The sequence below is a fragment of the Corynebacterium sp. UBA4397 genome (genome assembly GCF_002390965.1).
GTDB lineage: Bacteria > Actinomycetota > Actinomycetes > Mycobacteriales > Mycobacteriaceae > Corynebacterium > Corynebacterium flavescens.
Genome location: NZ_DGRD01000017.1, coordinates 246 through 20,588, shown reverse-complemented (window position 1 = coordinate 20,588; position 20,343 = coordinate 246). Strand labels below are relative to the sequence as shown.

20 protein-coding genes are annotated in these 20,343 nt (G+C 59.7%); 15 read left to right on the top strand and 5 right to left on the bottom strand.

Features of this window, described 5'->3' with window-relative positions; translation table 11 throughout:
• Complete coding sequence (locus tag B2696_RS03530) at nt 1–1,017, top strand: sulfite exporter TauE/SafE family protein (RefSeq protein ID WP_286953938.1); 1,017 nt, start codon at nt 1–3, stop codon at nt 1,015–1,017.
• A gap of 39 nt (nt 1,018–1,056) precedes the next feature.
• Here the strand turns inward: B2696_RS03530 and cobA are convergent, their stop codons facing one another.
• Complete coding sequence (gene cobA, locus B2696_RS03525) at nt 1,057–1,794, bottom strand: uroporphyrinogen-III C-methyltransferase (protein ID WP_075729327.1); 738 nt, start codon at nt 1,792–1,794, stop codon at nt 1,057–1,059.
• Between the two features lie 144 nt (nt 1,795–1,938).
• Between cobA and B2696_RS03520 the strand changes: the two genes are divergently transcribed.
• Both B2696_RS03520 and manA read left to right on the top strand, forming a co-directional pair.
• Nucleotides 1,939–2,973, top strand: coding sequence for an exopolyphosphatase (locus tag B2696_RS03520; RefSeq protein ID WP_286953933.1), 1,035 nt, complete (start codon nt 1,939–1,941; stop codon nt 2,971–2,973).
• A gap of 11 nt (nt 2,974–2,984) precedes the next feature.
• The gene (gene manA, locus B2696_RS03515) at nt 2,985–4,214 is read left to right on the top strand and encodes a mannose-6-phosphate isomerase, class I (RefSeq protein WP_276621590.1); all 1,230 of its coding nucleotides are present in this window, start codon (nt 2,985–2,987) and stop codon (nt 4,212–4,214) included.
• Between the two features lie 37 nt (nt 4,215–4,251).
• Here the strand turns inward: manA and B2696_RS03510 are convergent, their stop codons facing one another.
• Entirely contained in the window at nt 4,252–5,049 is a 798-nt protein-coding gene (locus B2696_RS03510; protein ID WP_276621588.1) for a hypothetical protein, read from the bottom strand.
• 175 nt (nt 5,050–5,224) lie between these two features.
• Here B2696_RS03510 and B2696_RS03505 point away from each other — a divergent pair, with 175 nt between their 5' ends.
• From B2696_RS03505 to B2696_RS03465, 9 genes are all read left to right on the top strand, one after another.
• The gene (locus B2696_RS03505) at nt 5,225–5,578 is read left to right on the top strand and encodes a DUF4259 domain-containing protein (protein ID WP_075729331.1); all 354 of its coding nucleotides are present in this window, start codon (nt 5,225–5,227) and stop codon (nt 5,576–5,578) included.
• Between the two features lie 45 nt (nt 5,579–5,623).
• Nucleotides 5,624–6,238, top strand: a complete 615-nt coding sequence (locus B2696_RS03500; RefSeq protein ID WP_075729332.1) for a dTMP kinase — start codon at nt 5,624–5,626, stop codon at nt 6,236–6,238.
• A gap of 3 nt (nt 6,239–6,241) precedes the next feature.
• The gene (gene mtrA / locus B2696_RS03495) at nt 6,242–6,934 is read left to right on the top strand and encodes an MtrAB system response regulator MtrA (protein WP_075729333.1); all 693 of its coding nucleotides are present in this window, start codon (nt 6,242–6,244) and stop codon (nt 6,932–6,934) included.
• A gap of 91 nt (nt 6,935–7,025) precedes the next feature.
• Nucleotides 7,026–8,828, top strand: coding sequence for an MtrAB system histidine kinase MtrB (mtrB, locus tag B2696_RS03490; RefSeq protein WP_376778851.1), 1,803 nt, complete (start codon nt 7,026–7,028; stop codon nt 8,826–8,828).
• Nucleotides 8,825–10,555 (top strand): MtrAB system accessory lipoprotein LpqB, encoded by a 1,731-nt coding sequence (lpqB, locus tag B2696_RS03485; protein WP_286953920.1) that lies wholly within the window; start codon nt 8,825–8,827, stop codon nt 10,553–10,555. The genes mtrB and lpqB overlap by 4 nt, the downstream gene beginning before the upstream one ends.
• A gap of 189 nt (nt 10,556–10,744) precedes the next feature.
• On the top strand, nt 10,745–11,320 hold the full coding sequence (locus tag B2696_RS03480) for a ComF family protein (RefSeq protein ID WP_286953919.1): 576 nt from the start codon (nt 10,745–10,747) through the stop codon (nt 11,318–11,320).
• 194 nt (nt 11,321–11,514) lie between these two features.
• Nucleotides 11,515–12,159 (top strand): ribosome hibernation-promoting factor, HPF/YfiA family, encoded by a 645-nt coding sequence (gene hpf / locus B2696_RS03475; RefSeq protein ID WP_286953917.1) that lies wholly within the window; start codon nt 11,515–11,517, stop codon nt 12,157–12,159.
• Nucleotides 12,160–12,365: 206 nt separating this feature from the next.
• On the top strand, nt 12,366–14,948 hold the full coding sequence (gene secA, locus B2696_RS03470; protein ID WP_276621581.1) for a preprotein translocase subunit SecA: 2,583 nt from the start codon (nt 12,366–12,368) through the stop codon (nt 14,946–14,948).
• 98 nt (nt 14,949–15,046) lie between these two features.
• Nucleotides 15,047–15,850, top strand: a complete 804-nt coding sequence (locus B2696_RS03465) for a hypothetical protein (RefSeq protein WP_286953913.1) — start codon at nt 15,047–15,049, stop codon at nt 15,848–15,850.
• On the opposite strand, the gene B2696_RS03460 is transcribed toward B2696_RS03465, so the two are convergent.
• On the bottom strand, nt 15,847–16,251 hold the full coding sequence (locus B2696_RS03460) for a hypothetical protein (protein WP_286953909.1): 405 nt from the start codon (nt 16,249–16,251) through the stop codon (nt 15,847–15,849). The genes B2696_RS03465 and B2696_RS03460 overlap by 4 nt on opposite strands.
• 116 nt (nt 16,252–16,367) lie before the next feature.
• Here B2696_RS03460 and B2696_RS03455 point away from each other — a divergent pair, with 116 nt between their 5' ends.
• Nucleotides 16,368–16,778 (top strand): HAD family hydrolase, encoded by a 411-nt coding sequence (locus tag B2696_RS03455; RefSeq protein WP_075729340.1) that lies wholly within the window; start codon nt 16,368–16,370, stop codon nt 16,776–16,778.
• A complete protein-coding gene (locus B2696_RS03450; RefSeq protein ID WP_075729341.1) occupies nt 16,778–17,293 on the top strand; it encodes a DUF6912 family protein in 516 nt (171 codons plus the stop codon). The genes B2696_RS03455 and B2696_RS03450 overlap by 1 nt, the downstream gene beginning before the upstream one ends.
• Here B2696_RS03450 and rsgA read toward each other — a convergent pair.
• Nucleotides 17,290–18,303 (bottom strand): ribosome small subunit-dependent GTPase A, encoded by a 1,014-nt coding sequence (gene rsgA, locus B2696_RS03445; RefSeq protein WP_276621578.1) that lies wholly within the window; start codon nt 18,301–18,303, stop codon nt 17,290–17,292. The genes B2696_RS03450 and rsgA overlap by 4 nt on opposite strands.
• Nucleotides 18,296–19,576 (bottom strand): 3-phosphoshikimate 1-carboxyvinyltransferase, encoded by a 1,281-nt coding sequence (gene aroA, locus B2696_RS03440; protein WP_286953903.1) that lies wholly within the window; start codon nt 19,574–19,576, stop codon nt 18,296–18,298. Before aroA ends, rsgA begins: the two co-directional genes overlap by 8 nt.
• Here aroA and B2696_RS03435 point away from each other — a divergent pair.
• On the top strand, nt 19,575–20,231 hold the full coding sequence (locus B2696_RS03435) for an SOS response-associated peptidase (RefSeq protein WP_286953900.1): 657 nt from the start codon (nt 19,575–19,577) through the stop codon (nt 20,229–20,231). The genes aroA and B2696_RS03435 overlap by 2 nt on opposite strands.
• The last annotated feature ends 112 nt before the right edge of the window (nt 20,232–20,343 follow it).

Here is a 20,343-nt window from a genome sequence, read left to right as displayed (position 1 = left end):
ATGAAAACACTCATCCTCATCGCCCTCGCCGGTGCCGCCGCCCAGCTGGTTGACGGCGGAATTGGCATGGGCTTTGGAGTAACCTCTACGACCATCTTGTTGCTGGCCGGACTCGGCCCGGCCCAGGCCTCGGCGGTTGTACATACTGCGGAACTAGGCACGACCTTCGTCTCGGGCCTAAGCCACTGGCGTTTTGGCAACGTGCACTGGCCCACCGTTTTCAAGCTAGGGGTTCCAGGCTCCATCGCTGCCTTCCTTGGCGCGACGGTGCTTTCCAATATCTCCACTGATGCGGCGGTCCCCATTACCTCCTTGATCTTGGTCGCCATTGGCATCAACTTGGTGTGGCGTTTTTCCCAGATACGGCCGCACCGGGTGGTGAGCGATCGTTCACACTCGACCGCCTTTCTCGGAGGGTTGGGCTTGGTCGGCGGCTTTGTCGACGCTACTGGCGGCGGCGGATGGGGGCCGGTGTCGACCTCAACCCTCATGGCAATCGGGCGTGAGCAGCCGCGCCGCATTGTGGGAACTGTCAATACAGCGGAGTTCTTAGTCACGCTTGGCGCCACCCTCGGGTTTATGGTCGGGCTCTGGCACGATATTGTCTCCAACTTTTCCTCAGTGCTTGCGTTGCTTATAGGAGGCACCATCGCCGCGCCTTTCGCCGCTTGGTTGGTTTCTCGCATTAGCCCCATCCTGCTAGGAGGTCTAGTGGGCACCGCTATTATCTTCCTCAACATCGACAAGGTTTTCGGAGGAGCGGGAACGTACTTCGGTCTTGAGGTGCCGACGACGGTGACCGCAGTCATAAAGTATGCCTTACTAGCAGTCGGCATCTTTGCCACCATTTACGGCGCGCGACACGAACGCAAGGCGCAGGCCGCAGCATTAGCCAAGGAAAATGAACCGGAGAATAGTGTCCCGGTTGCGGACGGCATTGATGCTGGCGAGGGCGGTCATGCTGAAGTAGTGCCCGCCAGCGCGGCCTATCAGGCTGAGCAAGGTACGAGGAAATAACTTGGCCGGGTTCCAGCCGGGCCTGCCCAAGGCTAATCGCTAAAGGTTGACCACCGCGCCGATGACGTAGACGGCGGGAGGCGCAATATGGTGCTTTGCCATAACCTCGCCGAGGTCACGCAGCTCGCACCGGAATTCCCGGGCCTCGGAAAGTGAGCCCTCCTGCATGATGGCTACCGGCGTGGTGGGGGCTAGGCCCCCTTCCTGCAAAGCCTGCGCGATGGCACGGGCATTCTTTACGCCCATGATGACAGAAAGCGTTGCCCCCGAGGTAGCCAGTGCTTGCCAGTTGACTAGGGACTTGGGGTGTCTAGGCGGAAGATGCCCCGAAACGACGGTGAAGGCATGCACCACTCCGCGCTGGGTGACGGGCACTCCTGCTAGCGCAGGAACGGAGACTGCACTCGTCACCCCAGGGATGACCTCAACGGGTATGCCGGCTTTTAGGAGGGCTTGATACTCCTCGAAACCGCGTCCAAAAACATAGGGATCCCCTCCCTTCAGCCGTGCAACGCTTCGCCCAGCCACAGCGTGCTCGATGAGGAGATGGTTGATCTTCTCCTGCGAGGTTTGCCGCCTATATGGAAGCTTCGAGACGTCGATAAGCTGCTTGGAGGAGATATCGCACAACTTGTCGAGCTGGGCCGTTGGGCCGAGGTGGTCGGCCAAGATGACTTCCGCCTCTTGCAAAGCGTGCATGCCACGGACAGTGATGAGATCCCAGGCTCCGGGCCCACCGCCGATGAGAGAAACTGGATGAGGCTGTCTAGACGTCATAGATCTTCATGCTAGTTCACTGTCATCGACGACCGGACTATCCGGGGTGGTTTGGATGTGTCACAGCTGGCGATTCTTCTCAGTGCATAACCGGCCTGTAGCTAGCCGGGGCGGTCCGTTTGGCACCAGACTATGCTCGAAGATATGGACAACGGATACTACGATGGCTCCGCATATGACGCTGAAACCGTGCGTTTTTTCGATGTTGCGCACGAGGGGAGCCAGATTCGGCTCTTAGCCAACTCCCTCGAGGCATTGCGGCCCATTAGCGGAATGCGTCCGCGGTCGGTGGTTATCTTGGCGACCGAGCAGGTAGCGCGGGCCGCTGCGGACTTCGTCGTCGGGCTCGCAGAGCCCTTGCGAGTTCCCATCGTCGTTGCCGAGGCCCTTCCGCAGTTTGTCGGTGCTCTCGACATTGTGGTCGTGGTGGGGGACAAAGGTGAATGCGATTGGGCTTCTCAGGCTCTCATCAGTGCCGATAAGCGTGGGGCAAGCACCATTTTCATCGGCCCGAGCAGTGGCCCTCTAGTCGATGACGTGCCGGCCAGCACTGTTGTCGCTCCCACGCTGCCTACTGCAGCAGGCCCCTCGCCGGCTCGGTGCATCGCGGCTCTGTACGCCATCGTCGAAGTGCTCGAGGGTGACTGCGAGTTTATCGCTCGCAGGCTCGAGGAAGTGGCCAGCGCCGTCGACCGGGAGCTGGTGCTCCTGTCCCCAGAGAGTGATTCCACCACCAATCCGGGGCGGCAGCTGCGCGAGTTCGTCGAAGGCTGCCTTGTCATCCACAGTTGCGGAGTAGACCCACATGCCTATTCCTCGCAACGCCAGCGAGTTGATATGGGCTGCCTCGTTGCACGCATGGCGGCGAGCGTGTGGGCAACGCGCGGGCTGGGCGGAACCTTCGTTGCAGCGGAGGAACTTCCGCAGGTCCTCGAGCGCAGAAATACCGGCGGGGACAATGTTAATGAAGATCTCTTCTTTGATCCCTTCCTAGACAGTGCTCAAGGGCAGGGGGCTTTGGTACCCTTGAAAGTTGTCTTGTGGGTACAGGACGAGGCGAACCTGTCCCACTCTTTAGCCGTCAATAGTGCGGACCCGGAGCCCGGTCTCGGGGATCTGGCTCGTGCCTTGCAGCTAATCACGCGGAGTTATGCCGCGACCGCCTACGACATTAACTAAAGGACAAAGCAATGCAGCTTCTGGACAGCGCGACTCGAAACTACTCTTGGGGTTCAAAAGCCCTCATCCCACACCTGCAAGGCAAGGATTCTTCCGATAAGCCGGTAGCTGAGCTGTGGTACGGCGCCCATCCGGCTGATCCTTCTTCCGTGGACGGCCAGCGCCTTGACGCCGTGATCGCTGCGGATCCCCAGGACAGTCTAGGACGCCGCGTCGAAAAGCGCTACGGCGAGCGCCTGCCTTTCCTGTTGAAGATTCTGGCCGCGGCCGAACCACTGTCGCTGCAGGCGCACCCTTCGAAGGCTCAAGCGGAGGAGGGCTTCGAGCGTGAGAACCGCCTCGGCATTTCCCTGCAGGCCAGCAACCGTAATTACAAGGACGATAACCACAAGCCAGAGCTCATCGTCGCGCTCACGCCTTTCTACGCCATGGCTGGGTTCCGCCCGCTCGTGCGCACTCGCGAACTTTTTGACGGCCTGTCCTGCTCCGCCCTCGACCACTACCTAGGCATGCTCGATGACAGGCCCGAGGCTGAGTCCGATAATCTGCGCGCGCTCTTTACCACGTGGATTACTATTCCCTCCTCCAACCGCAAGGAGCTCATCGCCGCTGTAATAGCGTCCGGCGAGGATCTCGTCGCGCGTCTGCCTCGGGAGGATTGGCGCTCGGTGGTCATGTCTACCGTTATTCGCCTCAATGAGCAGTACCCCGGGGATATTGGAGTCCTTGGTGCACTGCTGCTTAACCATGTGCAGCTACAGCCTGGTGAGGCCGCCTATCTCAATGCAGGCGAGCTGCATGCCTATGTCTCCGGACTAGGCGTGGAAATCATGGCCAATTCCGATAACGTGCTGCGCGGCGGCCTGACCCCCAAGTTCGTGGATGTTCCGGAGCTGGTGAAGGTCCTGACCTACAAGGCTGCCAAGGATCCGCGCGTCGAGCAGGTAGACAAGTCCGCCCAAGCCAATGTGCACGGTGCCGCCGTGTGGTCCTACCCAGTTCCCATTGAAGAGTTCATCATCGATCGCGTAGAGCTGAAGGGGACGGACTCGGTGGACCTAGACTTCGATGGTCCTGCGATCGTTTTGTGCACTGGGGGTGAGGCGCAAGCCCGCGACATAAACGGCAAGACCCTGCAGATCGCCCCGAGCAAGGCCATCTGGCTGCCAGCCTCCGAGGCTACGGTGTCGATTTCCGCGGTAAATGGTGGCAAGGCGGAGGTATTCGTCGCCCGCGTTTAGTGGGGGCAAGGGGAGGACGGAAGCTCTTTCTCAGCTCTTATTGGGAGTTGGGGAAGAGATTCCAAGGCTGGAAGAACGCGCCCTTGGAGCCGAAGGGATCACCGAAGTTATTTGGCTCTCGGCTGGGCTGAGGCGCGGGTTCTTCAGCGCCGGCCTGTGATTGGGCAGACTCACCGAGCTCTTGGGGCTCATCAGGAGTGTTGGTTTCAGAGGAGTTCGGTTGGCCTGCTGCGCCGGGAATTGTGGGCAGGTCAGGAAGCCCCGGCAGTCCCGGTATTTCGGGTTGGGAGGGGTTGCCCGGTTGCTGAGGCGAGGTAGCTTCCCCGCCTTGGTTGTTAGAGCCATTGTTAGGGGGAGTGGAGGTCTGCTCGCTCGTTGAGTTTTCTTGCTGCGGGGTTTCCGGCTCAGAAGTCTCGGATGGGCTGGTGGTTCCAGTCGGCTCTAGGTCCGTAGGTTCAGCCAAGACGGTTGGTTCCGAGGACTGCCAGTTTTGGGTCGAGAGATTATCTGGGCGATAGAAAGCAGTAGGGCCGGTGCTGCGCTGTGGAGGATTTACCACGGCGTTCGGGGCGAGGAAAGGATCGTCGGGGAGGGCGTTGATTCGCTCTTCCTCACGATCTTGCTCGCGCGAGGAAGTCTGCTCGCGAGGCTTAGAGGAGGTGGGAGCCTGACCGGAAGTGGTGCTTTCCGTGGTGGCGACGTTAGTAACCAAGGCCTCATTCGAGGAGGTGGGGGATTCCGGGCTGCCGAGCCGCCACACACCGATGCCGACGAAGACGGCAACGATCAATCCAGCGCCGATGAAGGCGTAGACGCGACGTGCCTCAGAATTCACTGTTTTCCTTTCCTTCGGTAACAACTTGATAACGACACTACCATCTTCGCTTAGTGATGCGAATGGGCAAGGACGTTCGGCGGGTTTCATAGTGGTTTATGAGGGGTTTATACACAAATGTTGACACTAAGTAAGATAAAACCCAGTCGTGAGCTGGAGAGGTAAGGAGCTTGATATGAGCAGCTGGGATGAGGCCATCTTGACCCAGGAGGACAACGTTGATTTCCTCGAAGAACTGTCGAATCTTGATGATGAAGATATCGTCGAGGCCATCGTTGATGCCTGCGCGCTGGGTATCGGCACTGAGAACGTTTCCGCAGAGGAGCAGGCAAATGCCCTGGCCGCTGCGACCATCGCTGCCATTTGGGCCGGTGCGCCTTTTAGTGCAGGCGAGGTAGTGTCCGCCTATCCATTTATTAGGCAGTTGGCTGGCTCCGGCACGGAGAGCCTTAATGAGGCAGCCCTCGAGCTCTTGGAGGGCGTCGAGGAGGATTACGATCTCGAGGCATTCATTGAGGCTGTGTCCTAAAGTCTTGAGGGGCATCCGTATCGAGTTGGGAGAGAGTTCGCACCCATGTTGTTAAGTATTGAAGGAATTGACGGCGCGGGAAAGAACACCCTCGTCCATCGCCTGCAAGAAGAGCTGGAGGTGGAGGTCTCCGTCCTCGCATTTCCTCGCTATGAGGAGTCTATTCACGCCCAGCTGGCGCGGGAGGCCCTCTACGGACACATGGGGGACATGGTTGATTCGGCCTATGCCATGGCAACACTTTTTGCGCTGGATCGTTACGGTGCCAAAGAAAAGTTGCTGCAGGCCGCTGAAAGCTCGGGTCTGCTCATCCTGGACCGCTACGTGGCCTCGAATGCCGCCTATTCTATGGCCCGTCTGGGTGATGATGGCGTGGCGGATTGGGTCTATGACCTCGAATATGGGCGTTTGGGTCTGCCGAAGCCAGACCTGCAAATCTTCCTCGATACAGACGTTGAGCTCGCGGCTTCCCGTGCTCGTGGACGCGAGGCCGCTGATGACACGCGCGAGCGTGATCAGTATGAAAAGGACAGCAACCTGCAATCCCGCACGGCTGCCGCCTATCGGCGCTTAGCGCAGGCGGACTGGGCGGGGCAGTGGATCGCTACTGCTGAAGTGGATATGATTGTCAGAGCCTTAAAAGACCGCCTAGGAGTGTAGATAGTGGCCCCAAAGATTCTTGTTGTTGATGATGACCCAGCGATCTCAGAAATGCTGACCATCGTGTTGGAATCTGAGGGCTTCGTGCCCTTTGCCGTCACGGATGGCAATGACGCGGTCCCCGCGTTTGAGGCCCACGAGCCGGATCTCATTTTGCTCGACCTGATGTTGCCTGGCATGAACGGCGTGGATATCTGCCGCGCGATTCGCAGTCAGTCCTCCGTCCCCATCGTCATGCTCACCGCCAAGACGGATACGGTGGACGTGGTCTTGGGCTTAGAGTCAGGTGCTGATGATTACATCACCAAGCCTTTCAAGCCGAAGGAGCTTATCGCCCGCATTCGTGCTCGCCTGCGGCGAACGGCGTCTACCTCGAACGAGCTCATTGAGGTCGGTGACCTAGTCATCGATGTGCCAGAGCACACTGTCACTCGGCGCAACGGCGAGGAAATCTCTCTCACCCCCCTTGAGTTCGATCTCCTTTTGGAGATGGCGCGCAAACCGGGGCAGGTTCATACCCGTGAAGCCCTGTTGGAGTCCGTGTGGGGCTATCGCCATGCCTCCGATACGCGCCTAGTTAATGTGCACGTGCAGCGTCTGCGCGCCAAGATCGAACGCGATCCGGAAGACCCGCAGATTGTGCTCACGGTCCGCGGAGTTGGCTATAAAACCGGGAAGACTGACGCGGGCGAGTAGGCGGTTGTAGATCATTCTTCAAAGAATTCGGCGCCTGAAAGATGCCGCATTAGATGCCTGGCGCACTTCCTTGCAGGCCAGGGTCATCGGCATGATCCTTATCGCCTCTACTGTTGTCATGGTGATCTTGGCCTATGCCTTGATCTCCGTTCTGACCCAACGCCTCGTGGGGCAGAAAGAAGACGTAGCCAGGCAGGAGCTCGATCGCGCTCGAGTCGCCGTCGAACAGCAAATCAATGCCACCGGTACTGCCAATTCCGTGCAGGTGCGTATCAACTCCGCGCGTGCGGCACTGGGGCAAATGTCGGCCCAGCCCGTCGATACGCAGGCGGTCTACGAGCCGGTCATTGTCGTCGACAACGAGGACGGCAGCGTGACCACTTCGCCGGAGGGCTACCACGTGCCGGAGAATCTTCGGGCGTTGGTGGATCAGGGCCAGCTCGCGCAGCAGTATACGTCCGTAGATCGGGCGGATGGTCAAAGCTACAACGCCTTGGTGGTGGGGACGCCTACTGAATCGGACATTCCAGGAACCCAGGTCTACCTCGTTCTTTCGATGGAATCGGAAGAGTCAACGATGGCGTTGATGCGTGGGCTGTTATCAGCAGCAGGCGTGGTTGTCGTGGTGCTCTTGGTTGGCATTGCGTGGCTGGCCACGCAGCAGGCCATTGCCCCCATTCGTTCCGCGTCTCGCATTGCTCAACGTCTGGCCGCAGGTCACCTGCGCGAGCGCATGGTGGTAGACACGGACGATGAGATGGGCCGTTTGGCTTCTTCTTTCAATGACATGGCGGACACCCTTTCCAAGCAGATTACCCAGCTCGAGGAGTATGGAGATCTGCAGCGCCAATTCACTTCCGACGTCTCTCACGAGTTGCGCACTCCCTTGACCACCGTGCGTATGGCCGCCGACATGATTGCGGCGGACGCCGATTCCTTGGAGCCGCATACTCGCCGCGCTGCTGAGCTCATGACCCGTGAGCTCGATCGATTCGAGGAGCTGCTCGCAGATCTTCTGGAGATCTCTCGCCACGATGCGGGTGTGGCCGATCTTTCCAGTACCTCGCTAGACGTGCGCTCCTGCGTGCACGCCGCTTCGAGCCAAGTGGCCCACCTTGCGGATGAGCTCGACGTCGAAGTGCGCATCAACATGCCCGAGGAGCCGGTAACCATCGAGGGCGATTCGCGCCGTATCGAGCGCGTATTGCGTAACCTGCTGGCCAACGCCATCGATCACTCGGAGGGAAATCCGGTCACCGTGGACATGGTGGCCACCGACGAAGCGGTCGGCATTGCCGTTACCGATCACGGTGTCGGGCTCAAGAAGGGCCAGGAGGAGCTGGTATTCAACCGCTTCTGGCGGGCAGATGCCTCCCGCAAGCGCCATTCCGGAGGAACGGGTTTGGGGTTGGCAATTGCCCGCGAGGATGTGGCCTTGCATGGCGGCACCCTAGACGCCATTGGCTACCTCGGCGTCGGCTCGCGCTTCCGCCTCATCTTGCCGCGCGTTCCCAACACGCGGATCGAAAAGGAGCCAATTGCTCTCGAGGTTCCGCATGCTGTGGAGGAATCGGAAGAATCCGGCGCAGCGCAAGCAAACCAGGCTGAAAGCCACCGCCCTCATTCTGTGGGGGAGGAGACCTCCGCCCCTGGGGCGACACCGTCTTCCGCGTCTTATGAACAGGGCGCATCCGCCATCCACGGGGATGGCATTGTGTGGCCTTCGGAGCGTGAAAAGCGTTTAGTCAGTGGCGTTGAGCCTTCGCCGCGTTCGAAGTTTGTGAAGCCAGAGACCCCGGGTGCTCAGTCCTATAGCAGCCAGGTGGCTGTGGATAAGAAGTCACCAGAGGCTGGTTCCCACGGCGATGAGGCGGGACGGGAGGCGCAGCAATGAGAACAGTGAAACCGGCAATGAGAAGTTTTCGCAAGGCTGCGGCACTAGGCAGCGCCCTGGCTCTTTTTGGTTGTGTTGCCTGTTCTACCTTGCCGCATAATACTGACCCGCAGGTTATCGGCAGCTTCGAGGCGCATAGCGGCGACGAAAGCCCTTTCCTAGGGCCGAAGGCTGGCCAAGAGCCGGATTTATTGTTGCGTGACTTCTTTACTGCCACCGCGATCCCTTCGGGTGATTATGAGGCGGCACGTAGCTTTATGGATCCGGCTATTTCGGAGTCCTGGGATCCCACGGAATCGATCCTGGTGGTCGATTCCATCGATCTCAACACCGTGCACGTCGACGCGGGCCAGATTGAATACAGCGTGCGTGGAAACATCATTGGCTCACTCAACAGTGGTGGCGCCTATTCGCCGGAGAATGCCGGTTACGAGGCTCGCATGACGCTGCAGCAGATTTCAGGCGAGTGGCGCATCACAGATCTTCCCTCCGGAGCCGTCATCGAGCGCAACGAGCTGCGCAACCGCTATCAGCCGCAGTCCCTGTATTTCTACGAGCAGTCGCGCAAGGCTTTAATTTCGGACAGGCGCTGGCTCTATAGCGGTCAAGATCCCATGGACACTGAGCTGGTGACCTTGCTTATCGAGGGGCCTAATGCAGATCTCAAGCCGGCGACCTCTTCGCTGCTGCCAGAGACGGCCACTTTCTTGGGCGTCGAAGACGGCGAGTATCGCTTCAGCGGGATGACGGCGATGAGCCAGGAAGACAAGACCAAATTCGCGGCACAGTTAGTATGGACCTTGAACAACGCCGGCATGGGCCAAGAGTTTAGAGCCACGGCAGATGGCAGCCCCTTGGTCGAGGGCCTCGACATCATGTCCACCGATGAATTCGCGGAGTTCAATCCGCAGGAATCTCCGACATCGGTATCCTCCCTCTTCGTCCTGTATGAGGGCTCGCTGTGGTCAGTGAAGGCAACTGCGGTACAGCCGGTTTCCGGCTCCGCCGGGACGGTCGGGGACATTCAATCCGCGGACGTCAGCGCCGGGGGCATTGTCGCTGCCGTGCGCAAGAAGTCCCCGGACGAATTCGAATTCGCCATGGGGGAGACCACCGGCGAGTTGGGCACGGCTTTGTCGGCCAAGACTCTCGCGCGCCCCACCTTTGAGCTCAACGGTCAAGCTGCATGGACGGTGGAAGACGGCGAGCGAATTGTGCGCGTGGTGCGTTCCTCCGCCACTGGGCAGATCACAGATGCCGCGGTGGATTCTAGCGAGGTGGACGGCATCAACGGGGAAATCTCAGTCATTCGCCTTTCCAACACCGGCGCTCGCATTGCGATGATCATTGGCGGATACGTTTATACGGGGGTGGTGACGCGCGCGACCAACGGCAAGCATCGCATCGTCAACGTGCACGAGGTAGCCCCCGAACTCAATGGCTCAGCTTTGTCACTGGACTGGCAATCTGACGGATCGCTGCTGGTGGGAACCTCCTCGAGAAACTCGCCTGTGTGGCGCATCGAACAGGATGGTTCTGCTTCGTCGACTATGCCTTCAGGAAACATCTCAGCCCCAGTTGTTGCGGTCGCGGCCTCCCCGTCGACGCTCTACGTCACGGATTCCCGCGCCATGTTGGAGATGCCCGCGGTTGGCAGTGACAGTAGTTATTGGCGCGAGGTTCCCGGTCTGCAAGGAAAGCGTTCTTCACCTATCATCGCCAACTAGACCCAGGGGGGGAGAAGGGAGGTAAGGCAAGCGATGTGGGGATGGAATACCAGCCCTGCGCACAAGCGTATGCAGGGTTTGTCGGCACGGACATGGGCATTCGGGGAGCTTCTTGTTCCTCGGCAGTGCGCTGGTTGCTTTGCCCCGGGAGAGGTTCTGTGCGTGCAGTGTCGCAGGCACTTGAGGCAGGTGCCTTATCCGGTTGACCGGCCGCGCCCCTTGGGAGCGCCGGTGTGGGCGTTGGGGGCCTATTCCGAGGTGCGTCGCAATCTCATCGTGGCGATGAAGGAGCACGATAACCGGGCAGTGCGGGCGCATGCGGGGGCAGTGTTGGCGGCTGCGATATCTTTCCTGCAGGCGCGTGGGGATATTCCAGCAGGCCTGGGGCTTGACCTCGTTCCTGCTCCGACGCGGGTGCGTTCGGCACGCAAAAGAGGCGGGGATCCAGTGGCGGCGCTGTGCCACCACGCGGCTGTGCGCTTGCCGGGCGTAGAGGTGGCGGAATGCTTGGTCTTGGCAGGCTCCGCTGCAGATCAGTCCACACTGACGGGGGAGGGGCGGTGGGCAAACATGCATGGCGCAGTCAGGTTTAGCCCGAGTGGCAGCCACGGGGGCGGGGCGCACCACCCCCACGATATGTGTGGGCACAATGTCCTGCTTGTCGACGACGTTATTACCACCGGCGCCACCGTAGCGGCGGCGATTGCCGCTCTGCAGACGTCGGGAGCGCTCGTGTGTGGAGTGCTCGTGCTCGCGGACGCTTAAGGTATCCCCCCTTGTGTGCTTAGGTTATGACCACTGCTAAGATGAAAAGTGTCACAGGGAAGTAGTCGCTGTGATTGGGAGTTAATACGCCACCCCCTTTGATGGGGGGTGAGAATCCGCACTTGACCCTCAAGTCACCGAAGCTACAGAATGTGCACTCATTCGAGTCCCCACTACTACAGGGAGGCAATTCAATGTCCCAGCCCAACAATGCTCAGGTCACCATCACAGGACGCAACGTCGACGTTCCTGATCACTTCCAAGAGCGAGTCTCTGAAAAGCTGGCCAAGATTGAACGCCTCGATCCGACTCTGACTTTCTTCCATGTGGAGTTGCAGCACGAGCCGAACCCGCGCCGTGATGCCGAGTCTGATCGTATCCAGATCACTGCCACCGGTAAGGGCCACATTGCCCGTGCCGAGGCCAAGGAAGATTCTTTCTACGCTGCCCTTGAAACCGCTTTGGGCAAGATGGAACGCTCCCTGCGCAAGGTTAAGGTCCGCCGCGAATTCGTTAAGTCGGGCCACCGTGCACGCAAGGGAACCGGCGAGCTTTCCGCACAGATCGTGGCGGAAGCCGAGCAGGATCGCGCAGCTGCCGAGCGCTACGTGGATCCCTATGCTGAGACCGTCGAGGATGTTCGCCCCGGCCAGATTGTCCGCTCCAAGGAGCACCCAGCTACGCCCATGAGCGTGGATGAGGCCCTGAGTGAGATGGAGCTGGTGGGCCATGATTTCTTCCTCTTCGTCAACGAGGAGACCGGCAAGCCCTCCGTTGTCTACCGTCGCCACGCCTTCGACTACGGCATCATCTCCCTTTCTGGGAGCGCTGAAGCCTAATTGGCCTAGTCTTCCGCCCTTCCCGCATTGCCGGGGAGGGCGGTTACTGCGTTTTGACGTGGTCTACAGCCAGGGCTGCAGACTGCAGTGAGTTGCTTGTCTCTCGGGCAGGGAAAAACACTGGCCGGAATAAGATAAAGCTGAGGAAGTGAGTACAATGTTCGAGAGTTACCCAATATTGATGCGACAAGAAGGACTATCTAGAAGTGTTTGGACTTTCCAAGCTGCTCCGCGCCGGCGAAGGACGCACCGTCAAGCGCCTGGCGAAGATGGCTGATGATGTTATCGCTCTCGAAGACGAGTACGCGGCTCTGACCGATGATGAACTCAAGGCTAAGACTGAGGAGTTCAAGGAGCGTCTCGCCGGCAAGGAGAGCATGAATGACATCCTTCTTGAAGCTTTCGCAACCGTGCGGGAGGCCGCGTGGCGTGTCCTCGGACAAAAGCACTACAAGGTGCAGATTATGGGTGGTGCGGCGTTGCACTTTGGCAACGTTGCCGAGATGCGCACCGGTGAGGGCAAGACCCTTACCTCGCTGCTTCCCGCTTATCTCAACGCCCTAGAGGGCAATGGCGTCCACATCGTCACGGTCAATGACTACCTGGCCCGGCGTGACGCCGAGATGATGGGACGTGTCCACCGCTGGTTGGGTCTTTCCGTCGGCGTCATTCTCTCCGAGATGCGCCCGGCGCAGCGCAAAGAGGCCTATGACTGCGACATCACTTATGGAACCAATAACGAGCTGGGCTTTGACTACCTGCGCGATAACATGGTCCGTTCCTTGGCGGACATCGTCCAGCGCGGCCATAACTACTGCATCGTGGACGAGGTAGACTCCATCCTTATTGATGAGGCACGTACCCCTCTTATTATCTCCGGACCTGTGGATGGATCTTCCCAGTTCTATGGAGTATTCGCGCAGCTAGCCCCGCGCATGCGTGAGGGCATCCACTACGAAGTGGATCATAAAAAGCGCACCATCGGTGTCTTGGAGGACGGCGTTGAATACGTCGAAGACCAACTTGGCATTGATAACCTCTATGCCCCTGAGCACTCGCAGTTGGTGTCCTATCTTAACAACGCACTTAAGGCCAAAGAGCTCTTCGTGCGCGATAAGGACTACATCGTGCGCAACGGTGAAGTTATGATCGTTGACTCCTTTACCGGACGTATCCTCGCCGGCCGTCGCTACAACGAGGGCATGCACCAAGCCATTGAGGCCAAGGAGCAGGTCGAGATCAAGAACGAGAACCAGACCCTGGCTACCGTCACCTTGCAGAACTACTTCCGCCTCTATGACAAGATTTCCGGCATGACCGGTACCGCCGAGACGGAGGCTGCCGAGCTGCACTCCATCTACGGCCTTGACGTGGTTTCTATCCCCACCAACAAGCCCAATCAGCGTGAGGATCACTCGGATCGCATCTACAAGACTCAAGAGGCCAAGTTCGCCGCTGTGGTCGATGATATTGCCGAGCATGTGGAGAACAACCAGCCAGTGCTTGTAGGCACCACCTCAGTGGAACGCTCCGAGTACCTCTCCCAGCTGCTGAATAAGCGGGGAATCAAGCACTCGGTGCTCAACGCTAAGCACCACGAAGAAGAAGGTCAGATCATCGCCCGCGCCGGCCGCCCTGGCACCGTCACTGTGGCTACCAACATGGCAGGCCGCGGTACGGATATCGTGCTGGGTGGAAATACCGAAGTCATCTTGGATGAGAAGCTGCGCGAGCGGGGGCTTGATCCTTTCGAGGACGAAGAGAAGTACCAGGAAGCCTGGGATGCGGAGATCGCACAGGAAAAGGAGCGCTCACAGCGCTTGGGAGATCAGGTCCGAGAGGCCGGCGGTCTCTACGTGCTCGGTACTGAACGCCATGAGTCTCGCCGTATTGATAACCAGCTGCGTGGACGTACGGGACGTCAGGGAGATCCGGGCGAGACCCGCTTCTACCTCTCCATGCGTGATGAGCTGATGGTTCGCTTCGTTGGGCAATCGATGGAACAGATGATGAACCGCCTCAACGTTCCGGATGATGTTCCTATCGAGGCCAAGATGGTGTCCAACTCCATCAAGGGTGCTCAGGCTCAGGTTGAGAACCAGAACTTTGAAATGCGCAAGAACGTGTTGAAGTATGACGAGGTGCTCAACGAGCAGCGCAAGGTGGTCTACCGCGAGCGCTACTCCATCTTGGATGCCGGAGACATCAAAGACAATATTCGTTCGATGATCACCGACACGGTCTCGGCTTATGTCGATGCGGCTACGGAGACCGGATACGTCGAGGATTGGAACCTCGAGGAGCTGTGGAACGCGCTCAAGGCACTCTATGGTCCTACGATGACCCCGCAGTCCGTGGTTGATGGTTCTGAATACGGCTCGCCCGGCGAGCTCAGCGCCGAGCAGCTGCGTGAGGCGCTCGTGGCGGATGCGCAGTCCGAGTACGACAAACTGGAGGAAGCTGTCGAGGCTATCGGCGGCGAGGACCAGATGCGTGCCACTGAGCGTATGGTTATCCTGCCCATCATCGACCAGAAGTGGCGCGAACACCTCTACGAGATGGACTACCTCAAAGAGGGCATCGGCCTGCGTGCCATGGCGCAGCGTGACCCCTTGGTGGAGTACCAGAAAGAGGGCGGCGACATGTTCAATGCCATGAATGACGCCATCAAGGAAGAAACCGTCCGCCAGCTCTTCATGCTCCGTAAGCAGTTTAAGGCGCAGGAAGACGCGCAGAAGGCAGCGCAGAGCGGATCCGCTGCTAACGGCGAAGGCACGGTCGAGGCCTAGCCTGGCGGCTTTCCTCTAGGGCTTAGGTTTTGGAGGAAAGTAGTCTAGGATAGGGAGCAAGTTAAACATCGTCCCTCTCTCATAGGTGTAGTTTGCGCGTGCGTATCCCTTCTTTCCGCCTAGGCTTCTCGGTCTTGGCCATGGCCACACTTCTTAGTGGCCCAGCGCCGGCCTTGGCCTATGAGCCGCATAATGAAGGCGAAGACTCCTGCCGCGTTTCCTATGATCGGTCGCAGACTCACGCTTGGGGTTCGGCGGCGGAGGAAGTCTATAACATCGCTCAAGAGCGCAAAGGTGCGCTGTCTGAGTTTGGAGTCTTAAGCCCACAGCAGCTGCAGCACGCCTTTGACTTCTATTTCGGGGAAGAGCGTGTAGCAAACGCTATTCGCAGTGCCCAGGGTCCAGCGAATAAGACCCAAGCCCTGACGGAGTATCCGTGGGCTCTTAGCGCGGAGAGCGTCAAGGCGCCGCAAAGAACCGCCGGTCCTAGCGAAAAGCAGGTCTTGGATTACCTTGGGGCGCTCAGCTCCGAGTTTTTGAAACTGCGCGTCAGCGCACAGCCGGGTCTGCATCCGTCTAATGCTGCCCAGGCGCCAACGCCGGCGGCGGGTGCTAACCCCGCAGCAGAGCAGTTCCCGCAGGGTTTCCCAGACTATGCAGCCGCCCTAGACCGGGCTCAGGACCTTGGCGGCAGCGCCGACAAGCCCTGCACTCAGGAACCAGGCCAAGAGAGCCAGACCACGGCCCAAGGCGGCGAGAATGCGCCTGCGGTGCCGGAGTCTTTCTTTGGCCCGCTCGCCGCGGTCTTTGGAGGCACAGCGGCGGCCACGGCGGCTATTGCCTCCGTGTGGGGTTCGCTCGACTGGACTTCCATCCTTACCGCACTGGGCTCACTCATCTAAAGAAGCCGGAAGGTGAGGAGCTTTCCGTTTGTTGCGGATCCGGTAAAGGCGTGGCGCCGATGTGCAATGCGGGCGCTGCCAAAGTACTCGCCGTGGGAACGCGCGTGCAGGCTGAGTAATTCTCCGCTGGCAGCGCCTGAGTCGATGCCGTGCGCTTTCTTCCACAGACGCAGGTGAAGCCCTATGGCCTCGTCGAAGTGATCTCGGCGCAGGTGCTGAAGAGACCGCAGGCCGGCTGCGACTTCCACTGCTATGGTGACGAGCTCGCGGATAGAATCACGCGCGATAATATCCGCGGCAGCGGGCACGCGTTCATAGCGCACTTCATCGGGGGCGCGGTACAGCTTGAGGTGGGCAAATCCGGGTATGGGCTGGTACATGGTGAGTACTGATTGTGCCACGGGACATCGCCAAGCGCAGCGTCTGGGAATTAGCTGTGAGGGATGGGCGCAAATTACGGGGGACTTAGCTATACTCACCAACGTAAATTCGTACCACAACCCTAAAGGAATAGTAGATGCGCGGTCTCATCGTCGATTATGTCGGCGTGCTCGATGGCACTGAAGAAGACACGAAGCGTTGGCGGAACCTCTTCGCCGCAGCAAAGGCCAACGGCGTGGCCACTGCGATCTTGTCCAATGATGCCGGCGGCCCCCAGGCGGAGCATATCCGCGAATGGGAGTATCGCGGCATCGTCGACGCGGTCATCCTATCCGGGGAGATCGGGTCGGAAAAGCCTGAAATCGGCGCCTTCCGCGCTGCCGCTGATGCGCTCGAGCTTCCTTTGAATGACTGCGTGATGGTGGATGATTCAATCCTCAACGTCCGCGCCGCCGTCGAGTTTGGCATGATCGGCATGCTTTACACCGTCTTTGACCGCACCAGCGTGGAAATCCAGGCCGTATTCGATATCGAGGGCGAGTTCTAGTGGCCAAGGAACGCGTCTACGTGCCCGCTACCTTTGCCATGCTGCGTGAACTCGCGGAGACGGGCAGCGTGGCTGCGCGCTCCGGGTGGGGGTTCATGTTAACCCCGGCCCTGCGCGAGTTTTATACGGACGGCGATGAGGAAGAGATTGCCTATTCCGCATTCTTGGAGGCTTCGATGGCCTCGTTGCGGCTGTTGGCCATCGGGGATGAGGCTGACTTTCCCCACCGCCGCGTCGTCATCTCAGTAGACATAGACCAGGGCGCCATCAAGCCGCAGCCAGAAATGGGCGAGCCCGTGGTCAAGCTCGACCCAGCTGTGTTCAGCACCGAGGATGTCGCAGCGATCCACGTCGACATCGAGGAATCAGAGGCGGCAACGAGCAAGGCCATTGAGGTCATCGACACCGCAGATCTCGGCGATGAGGACGCGGAACTAGCCGTTGGAGATGCCCTCGACAACTTCATGGCTTTCTACGATCCCTCTGAGCTGCCCTTCTTGGTGGAGCTTCTCTAGCTTTCCCAATCCACGTTGCTGCGCAGCGCAACCAACAGCTTGCGCACGGCGTCACGCCTGCGCGCGGAGGCGGAATCGGGGGCGATGAGGCGGGGATCATCGAGCCCGCACTCTGGATCGGCAGGGGGGCCCAGGTGCGTGCAGCCACGTGGGCATTCCCGGGTGGCCTCGGCCAGATCTCCGAAGACGCCGATCACAGTATCGGCGTCGACATGCGCCAAACCGAAAGAACGGATGCCCGGGGTATCTATGAGCCAGCCGGCATCCTCCGGCAAACGCAGCGCCACGGACTGCGTTGAGGTGTGCCGGCCTTTGCCCACCGCAGAGACCTCGCCGGTCTCGCGATGTGCATCGGGAATAAGCCGATTGACCAAAGTGGACTTGCCTACCCCGGAGTGCCCGATGAAAGCGGTGATATGGCCATCGATGATGGCATGGACGGCATCGAGAGTGTCATCCACACCCGCGTTGACTACGGGAACATCAAGATCCGCGAATTCTGCCGCAAAAGGGCTGGGATCGGTCAAGTCTGTCTTGGTCAGGCAAAGGATCGGGCGCACGTTGCCCACGAAGGCGGCGATGAGCGCGCGTTCGACAAACCCGGAGCGTGGCGGAGGATCTGCAACGGCAGTAACGATGAGCATTTGATCCGCATTTGCCACCACGATGCGTTCATAAGGATCAGTGTCATCGGCGGTGCGGCGCAGGACGGAGGTCCGATCCTCAAGGCGTACGATCCTTGCCAATGTGCCCTCGCGCCCCGAGGTATCGCCGACGACGCCGACGCGATCTCCCACCTCAACGGCGGTGCGACCCATCTCGCGGGCGCGCATGGCTACGACGACGGGTCCGTCATCGAGGGCTACGCCCCACCGTCCGCGATCCTTGGTGATGACCATCCCGAACTTGGCGTTCTTATGGCTGGGACGGTCTTTGGTGCGCGGGCGAGAGCCCTTGCCTGGGCGGACACGGACGTCGGACTCATCGAAACTGCGGGAACTTCTAGCCATGAAGCATGTTCTCCCACATGGACTCGAACTCTGGGAGCGTTTTTGCGGTGCAAGCAATATCATCGACTTCGACGCCTGGCACACGCAGCCCAATGATCGCGCCTGCGGTGGCCATGCGGTGATCCGCCAACGCCTTCCACGGCCCGCCGTGCAAGGTAGCCGGTTCGATATAGAGGCCGTCGCCAAGCTCGGTGACTTTGCCTCCCAAGCCATTGAGGTTAGAGGCCAAGGCCGCCAGGCGGTCCGTCTCGTGGCCGCGTAGGTGCGCGATGCCCGTGAGACGCGAAGGGCTGTCCGCCAGTGCGCACAGAGCAGCGATGGTGGGGGTGAGCTCGCCGACGTCCCCCAAGTCACGCTCAATGCAGCTTAAGCGCGCGCCAACGGGCGCTAAGACCGAAAGCTTGGAACCTTCTAGAGTGACTTTAACGCCCATATCTTCGAGGATTGGGCGAATGGCGTCACCCGGCTGCGTGGTGCGGGCTGGCCAATCAGCGATGGTGACTTCGCCTCCTGCTACTACGGCTGCGGCGAGGAAGGGCGTGGCGTTGGAGAGATCGGGCTCAATCTGCCACTGTCTGCCGGCTATAGCGCCTGGCTCTACCCTCCAAGAGTTTTCGCCTTCGTGGACCGTGACTCCGGCTTCACGCAGCATCTCCACGGTCATCTCAATGTGAGGCAGGGAAGGAAGCGCCGCGCCGCGGTGAGTCACGGTTATGCCCTGGCGGTAGCGCGCGCCGCTGAGTAGGAGTCCCGATACGAATTGGGAAGATGCAGAAGCGTCCACGGTAACCTCACCGCCCTCAGGGGTACACTGCGAGACGATAGTCAGCGGCAGGGTATCTCCCTCTACCTCGACGCCGAGGTCGCGCAATGCTTGCACGGTGGTGTGCATAGGCCGGCTACGCGCTTGCTCATCGCCGTCCATGTGCACCGGGCCTTGCGCCAAAGCCGCCACAGGAGGAAGGAATCGCATGACCGTGCCTGCCAGGCCGCAGTCGACGTCGGCCCCGTGCAATGGGCCCGGAGTAACGGTGACGGTGGGACCGGAGTGGGAAAACCCTATGCCCATAGCTGAGAGGGCTTCTTCCATGAGGCGAGTATCGCGCGACTCGAGCGGATTGTGCAGGATAGAGGGGGAATCGGCGAGTGCGGCGAGCACATAGGCGCGGTTGGTGATGGACTTTGAACCGGGAATGCTGGTTTCCCAATGCAGCGGTTCGGATGCTTGCGGTGCGGTCCAAGAAATAGGCATGTAGTCCATAATAGGGGGCATGTGCGGAAGATTTGTTTTGTTCACCGAGTCCTTGCTTACTGAGGTTGGCAACCTGCCTGGCGTGGGCGAGGTGCATGCCCCACAAGGCATACCCGGCCCGCGCTTTAACATTGCTCCCACCCAGGTTGTGCCCGCTGTGCGCTTGCGCGAGGAACTGGCACAGGTCGATCCCGCGCGCTGGGGCTTGCTGCCGGGATGGAAGAAGGATGAGTCGGGCCCACCGCTTTTTAATGCCCGCGCAGAAACCGTGCGTTCCAAGCCTTCTTTTCGTGCCGCCTTCAAGGCACAGCGTTGCCTCATTCCCATGAACGGCTATTACGAATGGCATGATGACGGCACGGGCAAGGCCCCTTACTACGTAACCAGAGGTGAAGGGCTGCTGTGGGCGGCTGGGCTGTGGGACGAGGGTCTTGAGCGGCTTTCTGCAACCATCGTGACAACGGCTGCCACCCCGGAGATGGAGTGGTTGCACGATAGGTTGCCCCGCTTCCTCGGGGAAGAGGAAGTGCGCACGTGGGCCACGGGTTCTCCGGAGGAGGCCGCTTCGCTGCTAGCGCCGACCGGGCTGGAGGACTTTTCGGCGCGGAAGGCTGATAAGGCCGTGGGCAATGTCTCCAACGACTATCCCGCCCTTATCGGGACCTTCGGGGTTTAGAGTGCAGTGATTTTGTTGGTCAGCACCGAGCCCGATCATTCAGGATAGGCCGGATGGCCTTGCTACCGCACTACCTAATTCTGGCTAGGTGGCCCAGCTGTGGATAACTGCG